The sequence below is a fragment of the Prosthecobacter sp. genome, from assembly GCF_044227185.1.
GTDB lineage: Bacteria > Verrucomicrobiota > Verrucomicrobiia > Verrucomicrobiales > Verrucomicrobiaceae > Prosthecobacter.
In genome coordinates this window covers 41,189-55,434 of the sequence record NZ_JBGAFO010000009.1, presented here as the reverse complement: position 1 = coordinate 55,434, position 14,246 = coordinate 41,189, and the positions used below count along the sequence as shown (strand labels likewise).

Below are 14,246 nucleotides of genomic sequence, written 5' to 3'. Positions count from 1 at the left end.
GCGCGGACGCACGAAGAAGAACGAGCAGGACGAAGGCAGGGACGCGGTTCACGCGCCCTTGTGGTCCGTATGGCAGGCTTTGCAGTTCACCGCAGCCTTGTAGGCGGCCACACCGGCAGGATCCTTTGCCTGCACCTTTTTGACAGCACCGATGAGGGCCTGACATTTCGTGACCCATGCGGCCTTGTCACCCTTCGGCGGGGTGGCGGCGCACATATCCTGGTAGGCTTTGAGCAGCGCGGCCAGATCCGCATCCGTGGCGGTGGCGCCCACTTTTTTGCACAGGGCGTCATCGCCTTTGTGGTACTGCTTCATGACGGTCTTGATCACGTCACTGCCCGCAGCGGGTGCAGCGGCTGGTTTTGCATCGGTCTTTTTCGGTTCTTCCTTCTTGGCGGGCGCAGGAGGGGCTGGCGGCGCAGGAGGGGCTGGCGGCGCAGGAGGCGGAGCGGTGAGCTTGGCGATTTCTTCTGCGCTGAGGCCCACGTTCACCTTGAGCCCGGGCACCTTGCCTTCGAGCGCCTTGGCTCCGGCCTGGGTCACTCCGGTTTCCCAAACAAAGAGCTTCTTCAGATCCTTGGCGCTGGCGAGCTTGGCAATGCCGGCATCCGTGACCTTGGTGCCGTAGAGGTTGAGGTACTCGAGATTGGGCAGTGCGCCGAGTTTGGCGACGCCCGCGTCAGTGACCTTGGTGTTCTCCAGATGCAGGCGCTCCAGATTGGTCATCTTGGCTAGCGTGTCAGCGGCGGCATCGGTGACCTGGCTGCGGGAGAGATCCACCCAGAGAATCTGCGTGGCGATGGGCGCCAGCAGCGCGAGTTCCTTGTCGCCAAATTTGTCGGCGGCATTGATCACGCCGAGACGGAGCTGCTCGGTGTCCTGCGCCAGCGGCATGAGGGAGGCATTCAGCGCCTGCATCTTGGCGGAGATTTCAGCCACCTGCTTCTTCTCGGCATCGGTGAGGGGCTTGGGCTTCGGCTTGGCCACCTTGGCGGGAGCATCGGCTTTCGGCAGGCCTTTGGCCAGCAGCACGGCCAGCGCGCTTTCGACATTGGCCGGAGCTTTGGCAGAGGCCACCGTGGCGGTCTCGGAGGCGCCGGTTTCGATCCACCAGGTGAGGATGGCAAGCTCCTCCTTGGTGAGCTGCGGCTCGTCGCTCGGCGGCATGTGGTCGTCGTCGTCCTTGGGCAGATTGGCACGGACGAGCAGCAGGCTGTCCTTCGTGTTTTTCGGAATGACCGTGGTGGCGCCGTCGCTGCCGCCTTTGAGCATGGAGGCGTAATCATGAAGCTGCAGCTTGCCCTTCTTCTTTTCCACGCCGTGGCAGGAGGTGCACTTGGCGCTCATGATCGAAGCCACGACGTCCCGGTAAATGACCGCCTTTGCGGCGATGGCTGGGTCCAGCTTTCCACCGGCGGCGGGGGCTGCCGCAGGAGCAGCGGCGGGGGCTGCCGGCTTGGCTGCCGCAGGGGCCGGTGTAGCGGCGGGTTTGGCGGGTGCAGCGGCTGGAGCGGTCGCCGGTGGGGCTGCAGCCACTACGGCGGTGGGCTTGGCATCGTCCTCGGCGGTCCAGCCGGTGTTGATGTGCGCATTCGGCAGCTTGGCCTTCAGCGCGGCCACGCCGGCCTTCGTCACGCCGCTCTGCCAGAGGTAGATGGCCTTGAGCTTGCCCAGGCCGGCCAGCTTGGCGAGGCCCGCGTCGGTCACCTTGGTGTTGTAGAGATTGATGTACTCGAGCTCGGTGAGGCCTTTGAGATGGTCCAGCCCCGCATCACCGATGGCCGTGCCTTCGAGATGAAGTTCCTTGAGGTTCTTCATGCCGGCAACAGCCTTCAGTCCACCGTCCGTCACCTTGCTGCGGGCGATGTCGAGCGAGGCGATCTTGTCGGCGATGGGCGCCAGCGGTTCGAGTCCGGCGTCCCCAAATTCCTTGGCCACATTCAGCGCGGTGAAACGGTAGGCCTTGGCATCGGCGGCCACGGGCATCAGCGAAGCGCCGCTGGCGTTCACTTTCTGCATCGCGGCGGCGACGGCGGGATCAGCGGCGGCTTTGTCATCGGCGGCATGCGCGGTGAGGGCGAGTGCCAGGGCGAAGAGGAGGGAGGTTGGTTTCATGAAGGGGCAGATTTTCAGCGGGAAAGGAGAATGGAACAAGGCAACAAAAGGCGCGAATTGGACTAGCCTTTCAGAATTCCATCAACCGTGGCCTGGAGTTCGGCAGGGAATTTTGCGTCCTTGACCTTCTGCGTGCCGCTGGCCCCCTGCTCCACCCACCACTTCAAGAGGGCAATCTCCTCCGGCGTGAGCTGGTCCTTCCCGTCCGGCGGCATGTGTTCGTCATCGCTGTCTGGCAGCATGATGCGCGAGATGCTGAGGCTGTCCTTTAGGTTGCCGGCCACGAAGTTGCTGCCGTTCTCGCCGCCCTTCATCGCCATCTCGTAGGTGTCCATGCGCAGGTCGCCCTTCGACTTCTCTTCACTGTGGCACTTGTTGCACTTGGCGGTCAGGATCGGCAGAATGACATCCTGGAAAACGAGTTTTTCTCCCCCGGCTGGCGCAGGTGCAGGCGCGGGCGGGGTCACAGGCGGCGGGGTGCCTCCTTTGTCCATCGGCGGCTCGGTCTTCACCTCGGGTTTCACCTCAGGCTTGACGTCGGCGGACGGGGGCGTCTTTTCGGGCTTGGGTTTTTCCACAAAGCCCAGCATCCACTTTTCCATGGCCACCATCGGGGCTTTGAGCCACTCAGGCGCGTGCTGGGTGAGGAATTTGTTTCCATGGCTCATGTTCCCCCCGAAGTGCGCCCCCAGCCCCATGATGCCAAAGCTGATGAAATAGACCGCACGGTAGGCGTTCAGCAGCTCCCAGCTCCCCCGGCCCATGGCGGCAAGACGAATCACCAGCGCGATCAAAACCCCGGCGGTGCCAAGCAGCGCCATGGTCTGATGCAACGTGAAATTGCCGCCCGCATACCCGCCCTCGCGTGAGAGCATGATGCCGGCAAACACCGCCAGCTCCGCGCCCGCAGCGCCGAGGAGCAGCATCAGCAGGGAGGCCTCCCCAAACTTCTGCTCGCCACGCCGCGTGGAGCAGATGAGCTCAAACAGGCACAGCAGGGCCAGGATGCCCACCGGCAGATGCAGAAGGATGGGATGAAAGCGGCCGATGAACAACACAAAGCTGGACACCTCGCCTGAAGGGTCTTCATACAGCGGCGGAAAGATCAGCAGGCCGATGATATAGATCACGATGAGCAGGACCGTGGCGATCCAGGCGGCGGTGAAGGATTTCGGTTCGTCGGTTTCAGGCGAATACGAAGACATGGGAGCGGGTTCAGGGGTTGGGGGGAAGATGATATGGCGCTTCTAGTAACGCCAGCCCAGCAAAATATTCATCATTAACCTGATGGCCGATGCTGCAAACATTGTCCCTCTCTTTTGTTCGATTCTGACCGTATCCTGCGCCTTATCCTATCCCCACCCGCATGCCCCGCACCGTCCTCCACTGGTTTCGCCGCGATCTCCGTCTCACCGACAACCCCGCGCTGCATCAGGCCAGCCAGGCTGCTGAACAGGTGGTGCCGGTGTATGTCCTGAGCGACTGGAAACAACACCACGGCTGGACGGGCCCGAACCGGCAGCAGTTTCTTTGCGGCTGCCTGGAATCGCTGGCGAAGAACCTCGAAGTCCTGGGCAGCCGGCTTATCCTGCGCTGCGGCAGCGCCGAGAAGGAGCTGGAAAAACTCGCCCGCGAGACCCAGACGGAGGCGATTTACTTCAATCGAGACTACGATCCCTACGGACGCGCCATGGAAGCCCGGGTTCAGGAAATGTGCCGCCGCCTGGGCATTGAGTGCCATTCGCACCAGGATCGCGTGCTGCACGAGCCAGACGCCGTGCTCACCGGCAGCGGGCAGCCCTACCGCGTGTTCACCCCCTACTCCAAAAACTGGATCAACCTGCCCAAGGCCGCTGCGCAGGGACGCATCACGAGCCTGGGGCCTCCTGCTGACGAGAAAATCCAGAGCCATGCGCTGCCCACGCTGGCGCACTGGAAACTGCCAGCCTGCACCGCGGAGATCCCCCCTTCCGGAGAGCGCGCCGCGCGCGCGCGCCTCACTCATTTCATCAACTCGGGCATCCTGAAGGCCTACGGCCAGGAGCGGGACATCCCCGCCGGGCAGACCACCTCCCACCTCAGCCAGGATCTGCGCTTTGGACTGCTGAGCATCCGTGAAATCTACCAGCGCTGCATGGAGGCCGGGCAGGGAGCCGCCAAAGGCTCCGTCCAGACCTATGTGAAGGAGCTTGCGTGGCGGGAGTTTTATCTGGCCATCCTCTGGCACTATCCTCAGGTCTTTGAGCAGGAGTTTGCCCCCGACTGGATCGGGCTCCCCTGGCCCGGCACCGAGGATGATTTCCAGCGCTGGGCCACCGGCACCACCGGATTCCCCATCGTGGACGCCGGCATGCGCCAGCTTTTAGGCACCGGCGTCATGCACAACCGCCTCCGCATGATCACGGCCATGTTTCTCACCAAAGATCTGCACTGCGACTGGCGCATGGGGGAGTCTTTTTTCATGCAGCACCTCGTGGACGGCGAAAACGCCAGCAACAACGGCGGCTGGCAGTGGTCCGCCGGCACCGGCGCAGACGCGGCCCCCTACTTCCGCATCCAGAACCCCTGGCTGCAAAGCCGCCGTTTTGACCCCGACGGCACCTACATCAAACAGTGGGTGCCCGAACTCAAAGCCGTCCCCGCCGCCCTGCTGCACGAACCCCCGAAGCCGGGCCTGCCTCTGGCGAAAGGTTATCCATTGCCGATGGTCGATCACCACACCGAACGCGACCGCTGCCTGGCCATCTTTGCGAAGCACAAGGGGGAGAGAAGATAACGGGTTTCCGTCGTCACCTAAGGCTTAAAATTTTTCACGCGATCCGAAGTTGCTCCGCCTCAACATCATACGCTTTAAATATTAGGATTTTTTGTTATTTATTAAACCATGATGATTGACTTCCAACGAGATTTAATTTTAAAATCGTTTCATGGCCACCACGACTCCACCTCCCTCTCCTCCTATTGCCGCCGGCACTGGTTCGGATCCTTTTGAAAAAGAGACTGGAATACGCGAAGAAATCGCACTGTGTTTGTCTGGCGGCGGGTATCGCGCGATGATTTTCCACCTGGGCGCCCTCATCCGGCTCAATGAAACAGGCACCCTCAAAAAACTAGGCCGTGTCTCCTCCGTGTCAGGAGGCTCCATCACCGCAGCGATGCTGGGCCTCAAATGGAACAAGCTTGCCTTCAATGCCAATGGCGTGGCAATCAATCTGGAGACGGAAGTCATCGCGCCGATTGTCGCTTTGGGCGGTGAAACCATTGATGCCGGATCGGTCATCGCTGGCATCCTCAATCCTTTTGATTCCATCAGCGATCACATCACCAAAGCCTACCGCAAGCATCTTTTCGGCGATGCGACCCTTCAGGATCTTCCTCTCGACAGCGAAGGGCCCCGATTCGTCATCAATGCCACAAACGTCATGACAGGCGCGCTGTGGCGTTTTTCCCGCCCTTTCATGGGTGACTGGAAGGTGGGCATCACACCGAAGCCCACCACTTCGCTGGCCCAGGCTGTCACCGCCTCCTCCGCCTTCCCTCCGATTCTCTCGCCCATGGAGCTGGACCTGAGCGGCTGCGAATTTCCACCTTTGCAAAAACCCGCGCCTCTGCAAAGAAAGCCATTCACACAGAAAGCCGTGCTCAGTGATGGCGGAGTCTATGACAACATGGGCCTGGAAACCGCATGGAAGCATTCGCGCACACTGCTGGTGAGCGATGCTGGCGCCGCCTTCAAGCCCGAAGAAAAGCCCCACTCAGACTGGACCCGTCACTCGATTCGCGTGCTCGACCTCATCGACAATCAGGTGCGCAGCTTGCGCAAAATCGCTCTCATCAATGCCTTGGATGAGAAAGATCCGGCAAGGAAAGAACATGATGGCGCCTACTGGAGCATCAACAGCGATCTGACCCGCTATCCCACCACCGGGGAGCTGCCTTGCGCGCCGGACCGCGCCCATGAACTGGCAGCGACGCCGACCCGCCTCGCAGAGCTGGACGCGGGCTACATGAACCGTCTCATCAACTGGGGCTACGCCATCAGCACCGCTGCATTGCTCAGCCATTATCCCACATCTGGTGCTCCTGCCGCAAAATTCCCCCGCCCGGGCGGGGTCTGATTTTATTCATCCATCCGTGCACCGATGGAATCCCGCGAGCCGGCTCCTCCATGTTGCAGCCCTGGCTCACATAAAAAATTTGAATAAGTCCGCGGCTCCGCCATCTTACCCCCGTCATGCCGTCCGTCCTCAAACGCACACTCTGCACGCTGGCGATTCTGCTGGTCGCGTGTGCGCAGGTCTTCGGCATGGGCAGAGGTTTCATCTGCGACTGCGGCGGCTTTGAAAAGATCACGCCTGCGGATCACTGCCACGGCCCCCATTCCACCGCGTGCCATGAGCACGAAACGGCGGAGCCCTGCTACGAATCCGGGGACGAGCACCACGATGGCGACACCCACGAGCATCAGGCGCTCATTGAGAGCCTGCTCGCCAGCATCTCCCCCGCCCTTTCGTATTCCGCTCCGGCTCCCATCATCATGGATCTCGCGCTGGAAGAATGGACGGCCCCCATCTTGCTGCCTGAAGCAGTCTCTGCTGCCGCAGCCCTTTCAGAGCATTCGCCGCCCGCCGCGCAGCGACCGTGGCCTCATGTACTGGCGCACGCATTGGTCTTGAGAATTTGAGAAACTCCGCAGCCTGCCATCCCAAGACGGATGGCTGACCGGCTGTGATGCAGTCCATCTCACCCTTTGGGCATGGAAACTCCGTGCCTGCGTTCTTAAAACCATTCCGCCTCCATGAAAGCATTTTTCCTTTTCGTTCTCCTGGGCTCGTTTGCCGGCGCCGCCTCGGCTCTCACCTTGTCCCTCCCGGAAGTCGCCCAGCGCGTGCGCTCGCATCATCCTTCGCTCAAAGCCGCCCGCCTGGCCATCGCGGAGGCGCAGGGCCGCCAGCTTGGCGCGGGCAGGCTCAGCAATCCCACCGTCAACTACGACTTCCAAAATCAGAGCCGCGTCAGCCCGCAGACCGGCATCGTCTCCTTTGACCAGTCCTTCCCGCTCACGCGGCGTCTGAGCCTGGAGAAAACACTGACCTCGCAGCTCGTAAAGGCCGCCGAACTGGAAGTCCGCGATGTGGAGCGCAAGCTCATCGCCGAAGCCCAGCAGCAGGTGGTGCGGCTGCTCACGCTCACCCGGCAAAAGGACCTGCGCCAGCAGCAGACCGAGCTGGCGCAAAAACTCGCCGACTTCGCCGAAGGCCGCGCCAGGGCCGGCGAAGTCTCGCCGCTGGATGCCAAGCAGGTGCGCCTCGACTCCCAGCGTCTGCGCGTGGAGTTCCGCCTGCTGGAGGCGCAGGGCGTCAGCCTCCTCGGCCAGCTCAAGCCCATGCTCGGACTGAGAGCCGAGGACCCGCTGACCATCTCCGGAGATCTGCCGCCCATGGTGCTTCCCACCGTCACCACCTGGACGCTGCGACCGGACTACCAGCTCGCGCAGACGAAGATCATGGCGGCGGAAACGGACAAAAATCTGGCGCGGGCCAACCGCCTCCAAGATGTGAAGATGGGCCTTTTTGCCTCCAATGAAATGCAGGACGTCCCCGGCACCGGACGCGTGCGCACGGGCTACTTCGGCTTCCGCTTTTCACTGCCCCTGCCCTTTTGGAACCGCAACCAGGGAGCCATCGCCGAAAAAACCGCCACGGCGGACCGCGCCCGCCTGGAGCGCGATGCCCTTGCCATCCAGATCAACAGCGAGTCCGGCACCGCCCGCAAAGAGATGGAGACCAACGCCGCCATCGTCCGTGAAACCCGCGAAAATCTCCTGCCTCTGGCCGCTGAGCAAATGGACGCGATGCAGAAAGCTTATGAGTCCGGCCAGGCCGACCTGCAGTCCGTGCTGCGCTCCCGTGATCAGCGTCTCCAGCTTGAATCCTCCACGCTGGATGCGCTGCGCGACTTCCACCTGGCCCGCATCCGCTATGAGGCCGCCGTGGGCAAGCACGCCCCCGCAGCCCCTGTCACACCCGAGGCCGGCAAGCCCCTGCCTTAATTCTTCCCAGCTTTGACGCCATGACACATTCTCTTTCCATAGTGCTGCTTTTCATCAGTGCTCTCACGGCCGCAGGCGAAGACAGCAAGCGCGCCGCCAACACCATCGTGCTGGATGAAACCGGCGTGAAGAATCTTCGCATCGAGACCGTCGAGATCGAGGAAGCCGATTTCGAGACCACGCTCTTCTCACTCGGCCGCATCCAGGCCATCCCGGGAAAAATTGCCGATCTCAGCAGCCGCATCGCCGGGCGCATCGTGGATCTGCGCGTGGCGCCCGGCGACACCGTGAAAGAGGGAGACGAGGTGGTGAAAGTGGAGAGCCGCCAGCCCGGCGATCCGCCGCCCACCATCGTCCTGAAAGCGCCCATCAGCGGACTCGTCACGCAGGTGAACCAGCATCCCGGCGCTCCCATTGAACCGAGCAACGCCGTGCTGGAAATCACCGATCTCACTGAAGTCTATGCCGTGGCCCGCGTGCCCGAGCATCAGGCCGGACAGATGAAGCCCGGCACCAAAGCGCACATCAAAGTGGCCGCCCTCCCCACGGAAAAGTTCGAGGGCGAGCTCCTGCGCTTTGGCACCAGCGCAGACCCCCAGAGCGGCACCATCGACGCCATCTTCCGCCTGCCAAACACGGGCGGCCAGCTCCGCGCCGAGATGCGCGCGGAGTTCAGCATTGTCATGAGCAAGCGCGACAACGTGGTGGCCGTGCCGCGCTCCGCCTTGCAGGGAGAAGGCGGCAACCGCTTTGTCTATGTGAAGGACTTCGACCTGAAAAACGCCTTCATCAAAACGCCCGTCACCGTGGGTGAAATTAATGACCGCTATGTCGAGATCACCAACGGCCTTCTTCCCGCGGATGAGGTCGTCACCCGCGGCGCCTACTCACTTTCCTTTGCTGGAGCCAGCACCGTCTCGCTCAAAGAAGCGCTGGATGCCGCGCACGGTCACGAGCACGCCGAAGACGGCAGCGAGCTCACACCGGAAAAGCGTGCCGAGATGGCTGCGAAAAAAAACGGCGGTGCTCATCATCATGATGAAGGTGACCACGACCATGATCACGAACACGCCGCCGCAGCCAGCCCCTTCTGGAAGTACACGAGCGGCATTCTCGCCCTCCTACTCATCGTCTCCCTCCTCACACGCCGGAGCCCTCGTGACGAGGAGCACGACCACCCCGAGGACAAACCCACCCCCAAGGAGGCCGCATAGTCCATGCTCAATCAAATGATTCATTGGGCGCTGCACAACCGCGCCTTCATCATCGGTGCCGCCATCATTCTCATGGTCATGGGCCTGCGCACCGCCACGCAGCTTCCCGTGGAGGTGCTGCCAGACCTCACCAAGCCCACCGTCATCATCCTCACCGAGTCCCCCGGCCTCGCGCCGGAGGAGGTGGAGATGCGCGTCACACAACCCATTGAAAGCGCTCTGCTCGGCGTGGCCGGACTCACCCGCCTGCGCTCAAACTCCGACGTCTCACTTTCCCTCGTCTATGCGGAGTTTGGCTGGGACACGGACATCTACCGCGCCCGCATGCTGGTGCAGGAGCGCCTGCAAGGCGCGCGTGGAAATCTGCCCGAAGGCGTGCAGCCCTTTATGACGCCCGTCGCCTCGCTCATGGGGGAGATTCTCCTCGTCGGCGTACGCAGCACCATCAAGGAGGGCGAGCCCGGCTACATCCCGCCACGCGAGGTGCGCTCCCTCGCCGACTGGACGATCAAGCGCCGCCTGCAAAGCGTTTCCGGCATCGCTGAAATCCTCAACATGGGTGGCGGCGTGAAACGCATCGAGGTTCAGCCTGATCCCTGGAAGATGCAGGCAAACAACATCACCTTCGCTGAGCTTGAAGAAGCCATCACCGAAGCCGCCAACACGACCACCGGCGGCTTCATCAACACCGGCCCCACCGAGATCATGGTGCGCAATCTCGCCATGAGCGTGGATCTCGGAGACATCGCCAAGACAATGATCAAAAAGGTGAATGACCGCCCCGTGGCTATTGGTGATGTGGCCGCCGTGTCCTGGGGCATCGAGCCCATGCGCGGAGACGCCACTGTCAGCCAGTCCCCGGAAAAATCGCCCACCTATGGCGTCATCATGTCCATCACCAAGGCTCCCGGCTTTGACACCCGCAAGCTCACCGAGCAGATCAAGGCCGCGCTGGATGAGCTGAAGCCGACCTTTCCTCCAGGCGTGGAAACCACCCTGCTCTTCCAGCAGAAGGATTTTATTGATAACGCCATCGGCAATCTTAAAAGCGCCATCGCTGAAGGCGCGGTGATGGTCACCATCGTGCTGTTTTTCTTTCTGCTGAATCTGCGCACCACCTTCATCACGCTGATGGCCATGCCGCTCTCATTCGGCATCACCATGCTCATCTTCCAGGTGCTGGGCATCAGCGTGAACAGCATGACTCTAGGCGGCCTGGCCGTCGCCATCGGCATGGTGGTGGATGACGCCATTGTAGATGTGGAAAACGTCTTCCGCCGCCTGCAGGAAAATGCAGCCACGACCGAGCCCCGGCCACGCCTGCTGGTCATCGCCGCAGCCTCCGGCGAAGTGCGAAATTCCATCCTCTACGCCACCGTGCTCATCATTCTGGTGTTCCTGCCGCTGCTCGGCCTCACCGGCGTGGAGGGAAAGCTCTTCGCACCCATCGCCATCGCCACCATCATCTCCATGGTCGCGTCGTTCATCGTCTCCCTCACGGCCATCCCCGTGCTCTGCTCCATCTTCCTCCGGCCGAAGGATGGGCATGAGCACAAGGACGGCCCGCTGACACGTGCGATGAAGGGCCTCCTGCGGCGCACGCTGCTGCGCTTTGCCCTGCACCAGCCCGCGCTCGTGCTCACCATCGCCCTCGTCCTGCTGGTGGCTGCGTTCTCGCTCTACCCGCAGATGAACAAGGACTTCCTGCCCAAGTTCCAGGAGGAGACCGCGCTGGTGGCCGCCACCGCCGCGCCCGGCACTTCGCTGGAGGAAATGAACAAGATCTCAGATGTCATTGAGCAGCAGATCCTCAGCGTGCCGGAGGTGCGCAAGGTGGGCCGCCGCCTCGGCCGCGCTGAGCGTGGCGACCACGTCGTCCCCGTCAGCACTGCCGAGTTTGATGTCGATTTCCGCAATCCGGAAGCCGAAAAAAAATCCGGTCACGGAGGTGCCGCTGCGGGCGAGCGCAGCCGCAAGGAAGTCCTTGCCGACATCACGAAGAAGATCAAAAGCGTGCCGGGCGTCTTCGCCGTCGTCGGCGGCCCCTTGGCGGACCGCATCGGCCACATGATGAGCGGCGTTTCCGCCCCCGTCGCCATCAAGATCTTCGGCCCCGATCTCGAGCAGCTTCGCTCCATCGGCATCGAGATTCAGAAAATAGCCAGGACCATCCCTGGTTTTGAAGACTGCAAGCTCGACCAGACCGCCACCATTCCGCAGCTCCGCATCGAGGCAGACCGCGACCGCTCCAAAGCCTACGGCATCGCCCCCGGCCGCCTCAATCTCATGCTCTCCTCCCTCATCGGCGGCCAGGAGCTGGCCGAGCTCCGCGAAGGCCAGCGCAAGGTCAGCCTCGTCATGCGCCTCCCCATCGAATGGCGCGACTCGCCAGACAAGATCGCCTCCCTCCCCATCGAAACCGAGGAAGGCCAGCACATCCCGCTCGATCTCGTGGCCGACGTCCGCGAAGCCAAAGGCCCCAACGTCATCTTCCGCGAGGCCAGCCAGCGCCGCTTTGCCCTCGCCATCAAGCCCACCGTGCAGGACGTGACAAACCTCGTGGAGCGCCTGCGCAAGGACGTGAATGAAAAGGTCAAAATGCCTGAAGGCTACTTCATCACCTTTGAGGGCGAGTTTCAGGCTCAGGAGGAGGCCACGCAACGCATCGCGCTTTACTCCGCCGTGGTTTTCCTCGCTGTGTTTCTCATGCTCTACGGCTATTTCCGCAGTGCCTCGCTGGCGTTGCAGGTCCTGGTGAACATCCCCCTTGCCCTCATGGGTGGCCTCGCCTTCACCTATTTCAAGCTCAACAACATCAGCATCGCCACCCTCGTTGGCTTCATCGCCGTGGGTGGTGTGGCCGCGCGCAATGGCATCATGATGATCAGCCACTACCTGCACCTCATGCGGCATGAGGGGGAGAAATTCACCCGCAGCATGATCGAGCGCGGCACCCTGGAGCGCCTCGTGCCGGTACTGATGACCGCGCTGAGTGCCGGCATCGGCCTCATTCCGCTTGTCCTCGCCGCCGACCAGCCGGGCAAAGAAATCCTCCACCCCGTGGCCGTCGTCATCGTCGGCGGCCTCGTTTCCTCCACCTTCCTCGATATGGCCATCACCCCCGCCATGTTCTGGCTCCTTGGCCGCAAAGCCGCCCTCCAGGCCATCGCTGAGGATGCGCCAGCTTCCCACTAAGCCATTTCCGTTAGAAACACGCACCAGCAGAACATCAGAACAAACACAAACGCATCACCATGAAAACCAAACTCATCACCACCCTTCTCACCCTCGCCCTCGCCTGCACGATCAATGCCGCAGACGACAAGCACGACCACGAAAAAATCAAAGCCGGCCCCACCGGAGGCCGCCTCATCACCGAAGTCGAGCCGTATGCCGAGTTCTTTGTGAACAAGGAAAACAAGGTCGAGATCCGCTTCATCAATGACGACAACAAAGTCGTCGCTCCCGGAAGCCAGGTCGTCAGTGTCACTCTCGGCGACCGCTCGGCACCCACCAAGCTCTCCTTCACCAAAGAAGGCGACAAGCTCATCAGCGACAAAGCCATCCCCGCCGGCAACGACCACCCCACCGTGGTGCAAATCCGCGCCAAGGAAGGCGCCAAGGCGGTCAACGAAAAATTCAACCTCAACCTGGAGCAGTGCCCCACCTGCAAGAACAAGGAGTACGCCTGCACCTGCGCGCATGGGGATGAAGAGAAAAAGAAATAACCTTCGTCCATCAGCCGCCTCAGCGCCGCTCACCATGGCGGCGCTGCGGCCGGCGACCACGTTCATGAAACACTCCGGTTCTTCTCAAATCTTGGCGGCCCGGGCGCCTCATGCCCATCTGTGAAAACGAAAACGAGACGCCGCCGCCTCTTCAGTCTTGCCGTCACTCTGGCCCTCGGCTTCGTGGCCACCGCCAGGGCAAAACAGCCGAGGGGCACCACGATGACCGGCATCGTGAAGGCCGTCGATCACAAGACACGCTGGATCACTTTTGCTCAGGACCGCGGCCCCCTGCGTCAGTTCGTTTATTCGTCACGGACGCAGTTTTGGCACCACGGGGCGGAAGAACTGCCCGCCCGTTTGCTGCCGGGGATGCGGATTCAAATCCAGTTGCACCATCCCCTCATCGGACCGGATTTCGTGCGTCACATCATGCTGCTCACGCAGCCAGCGACGCCAGCATCTCCGCACTGAACTTCATGAGCGCTCCGACGGATCGCAGACCACTTTCCCAAACCTGACCTGCCCCCGGCGTGCGCTGCCATGGCTCGGGCGTTCGCGCCTCCTTCGAGGGAAAGCTCGTCGGTGAAGCTTACAGCTCGGCCGACATTCAAAAACGAATGAATGAATGAACCTCGGCCAAAATAAAATCCCGCCGGGCCTTCAGCACCGGCGGGAAATTCCTTCTCCTCGTGGAGAGCGCTCTCAATGCCTGCCATGACCACCCCAGTTCATTTGAAAGCCGGGAGAGCCGAAGTGACGGCCGTGGCTGTGATGAGCCGGACGGCAGCTATGGGACACGGTGCGCCAGCCATACACGGGATGGCCATGGCGGTCATGCCCCACGATCACCTGCTGGCGATACACCGAGGTGCCGCACGCGCTGCAGCGGTGCGAGAAGCTGGGGGCAAAGCCGCCGTGGTCGTGGTGATCGCGAGCTTCGGAGGCGGTGGGAGCCATCACGGCAAAGCCGGTCGTGATGGCCAGGAGAGTGATGATTTTTTTCATGATGGAGGGATGTCTTTGTTGGGGTTTTCGCCGCCATTTTTGCGGCATGCTCATGAGACGCGGCCTCCTCGCTGCTATTCACGCACACTGAAAAATTTTGGGTCCGGGCGCCGAGTTCCGGCCTGCATC

11 protein-coding genes are annotated in these 14,246 nt (G+C 61.9%); 8 read left to right on the top strand and 3 right to left on the bottom strand.

Translation table 11 applies throughout. The features are described 5' to 3' along the window. Nucleotides 1–48: 48 nt before the first annotated feature. Together ACILSQ_RS20555 and ACILSQ_RS20550 are read right to left on the bottom strand one after the other, a co-directional pair. Nucleotides 49–2,115: a leucine-rich repeat domain-containing protein gene (locus ACILSQ_RS20555; RefSeq protein ID WP_395745532.1), complete on the bottom strand. Its 2,067-nt coding sequence runs from the start codon at nucleotides 2,113–2,115 to the stop codon at nucleotides 49–51. 62 nt (nucleotides 2,116–2,177) lie between these two features. Continuing rightward, nucleotides 2,178–3,320 carry a c-type cytochrome domain-containing protein gene (locus ACILSQ_RS20550; protein WP_395745531.1) on the bottom strand — a complete coding sequence of 381 codons (1,143 nt, stop codon included), beginning with the start codon at nucleotides 3,318–3,320 and terminating at the stop codon, nucleotides 2,178–2,180. A 161-nt stretch (nucleotides 3,321–3,481) separates the two neighbouring features. Here ACILSQ_RS20550 and ACILSQ_RS20545 point away from each other — a divergent pair, with 161 nt between their 5' ends. The 8 genes from ACILSQ_RS20545 to ACILSQ_RS20510 all read left to right on the top strand — a co-directional run bounded on the left by ACILSQ_RS20545 (nucleotide 3,482) and on the right by ACILSQ_RS20510 (nucleotide 13,583). Further along, nucleotides 3,482–4,891 carry a cryptochrome/photolyase family protein gene (locus ACILSQ_RS20545; protein WP_395745530.1) on the top strand — a complete coding sequence of 470 codons (1,410 nt, stop codon included), beginning with the start codon at nucleotides 3,482–3,484 and terminating at the stop codon, nucleotides 4,889–4,891. A gap of 151 nt (nucleotides 4,892–5,042) precedes the next feature. After that, nucleotides 5,043–6,233 (top strand): patatin-like phospholipase family protein, encoded by a 1,191-nt coding sequence (locus ACILSQ_RS20540; protein ID WP_395745529.1) that lies wholly within the window; start codon nucleotides 5,043–5,045, stop codon nucleotides 6,231–6,233. Between the two features lie 116 nt (nucleotides 6,234–6,349). After that, nucleotides 6,350–6,799: a hypothetical protein gene (locus tag ACILSQ_RS20535; RefSeq protein WP_395745528.1), complete on the top strand. Its 450-nt coding sequence runs from the start codon at nucleotides 6,350–6,352 to the stop codon at nucleotides 6,797–6,799. A 114-nt stretch (nucleotides 6,800–6,913) separates the two neighbouring features. Beyond that, complete coding sequence (locus ACILSQ_RS20530) at nucleotides 6,914–8,167, top strand: TolC family protein (RefSeq protein ID WP_395745527.1); 1,254 nt, start codon at nucleotides 6,914–6,916, stop codon at nucleotides 8,165–8,167. 20 nt (nucleotides 8,168–8,187) lie between these two features. After that, nucleotides 8,188–9,381: an efflux RND transporter periplasmic adaptor subunit gene (locus tag ACILSQ_RS20525; protein ID WP_395745526.1), complete on the top strand. Its 1,194-nt coding sequence runs from the start codon at nucleotides 8,188–8,190 to the stop codon at nucleotides 9,379–9,381. A gap of 15 nt (nucleotides 9,382–9,396) precedes the next feature. Beyond that, nucleotides 9,397–12,576: an efflux RND transporter permease subunit gene (locus ACILSQ_RS20520; protein WP_395745525.1), complete on the top strand. Its 3,180-nt coding sequence runs from the start codon at nucleotides 9,397–9,399 to the stop codon at nucleotides 12,574–12,576. A gap of 59 nt (nucleotides 12,577–12,635) precedes the next feature. Next, nucleotides 12,636–13,109, top strand: coding sequence for a hypothetical protein (locus ACILSQ_RS20515; protein ID WP_395745524.1), 474 nt, complete (start codon nucleotides 12,636–12,638; stop codon nucleotides 13,107–13,109). Nucleotides 13,110–13,229: 120 nt separating this feature from the next. After that, nucleotides 13,230–13,583 (top strand): hypothetical protein, encoded by a 354-nt coding sequence (locus ACILSQ_RS20510; RefSeq protein ID WP_395745523.1) that lies wholly within the window; start codon nucleotides 13,230–13,232, stop codon nucleotides 13,581–13,583. 231 nt (nucleotides 13,584–13,814) lie between these two features. Here the strand turns inward: ACILSQ_RS20510 and ACILSQ_RS20505 are convergent, their stop codons facing one another. After that, entirely contained in the window at nucleotides 13,815–14,117 is a 303-nt protein-coding gene (locus ACILSQ_RS20505; RefSeq protein ID WP_395745522.1) for a hypothetical protein, read from the bottom strand. Between the last annotated feature and the right edge of the window lie 129 nt (nucleotides 14,118–14,246).

Bases quoted from the DNA above. Each gene is read 5' to 3' on its own strand.
- ACILSQ_RS20555 (WP_395745532.1), bottom strand. From the start codon at position 2,115: ATGAAACCAACCTCCCTCCTCTTCGCCCTGGCACTCGCCCTCACCGCG.
- ACILSQ_RS20550 (WP_395745531.1), bottom strand. From the start codon at position 3,320: ATGTCTTCGTATTCGCCTGAAACCGACGAACCGAAATCCTTCACCGCC.
- ACILSQ_RS20545 (WP_395745530.1), top strand. From the start codon at position 3,482: ATGCCCCGCACCGTCCTCCACTGGTTTCGCCGCGATCTCCGTCTCACC.
- ACILSQ_RS20540 (WP_395745529.1), top strand. From the start codon at position 5,043: ATGGCCACCACGACTCCACCTCCCTCTCCTCCTATTGCCGCCGGCACT.
- ACILSQ_RS20535 (WP_395745528.1), top strand. From the start codon at position 6,350: ATGCCGTCCGTCCTCAAACGCACACTCTGCACGCTGGCGATTCTGCTG.
- ACILSQ_RS20530 (WP_395745527.1), top strand. From the start codon at position 6,914: ATGAAAGCATTTTTCCTTTTCGTTCTCCTGGGCTCGTTTGCCGGCGCC.
- ACILSQ_RS20525 (WP_395745526.1), top strand. From the start codon at position 8,188: ATGACACATTCTCTTTCCATAGTGCTGCTTTTCATCAGTGCTCTCACG.
- ACILSQ_RS20520 (WP_395745525.1), top strand. From the start codon at position 9,397: ATGATTCATTGGGCGCTGCACAACCGCGCCTTCATCATCGGTGCCGCC.
- ACILSQ_RS20515 (WP_395745524.1), top strand. From the start codon at position 12,636: ATGAAAACCAAACTCATCACCACCCTTCTCACCCTCGCCCTCGCCTGC.
- ACILSQ_RS20505 (WP_395745522.1), bottom strand. From the start codon at position 14,117: ATGAAAAAAATCATCACTCTCCTGGCCATCACGACCGGCTTTGCCGTG.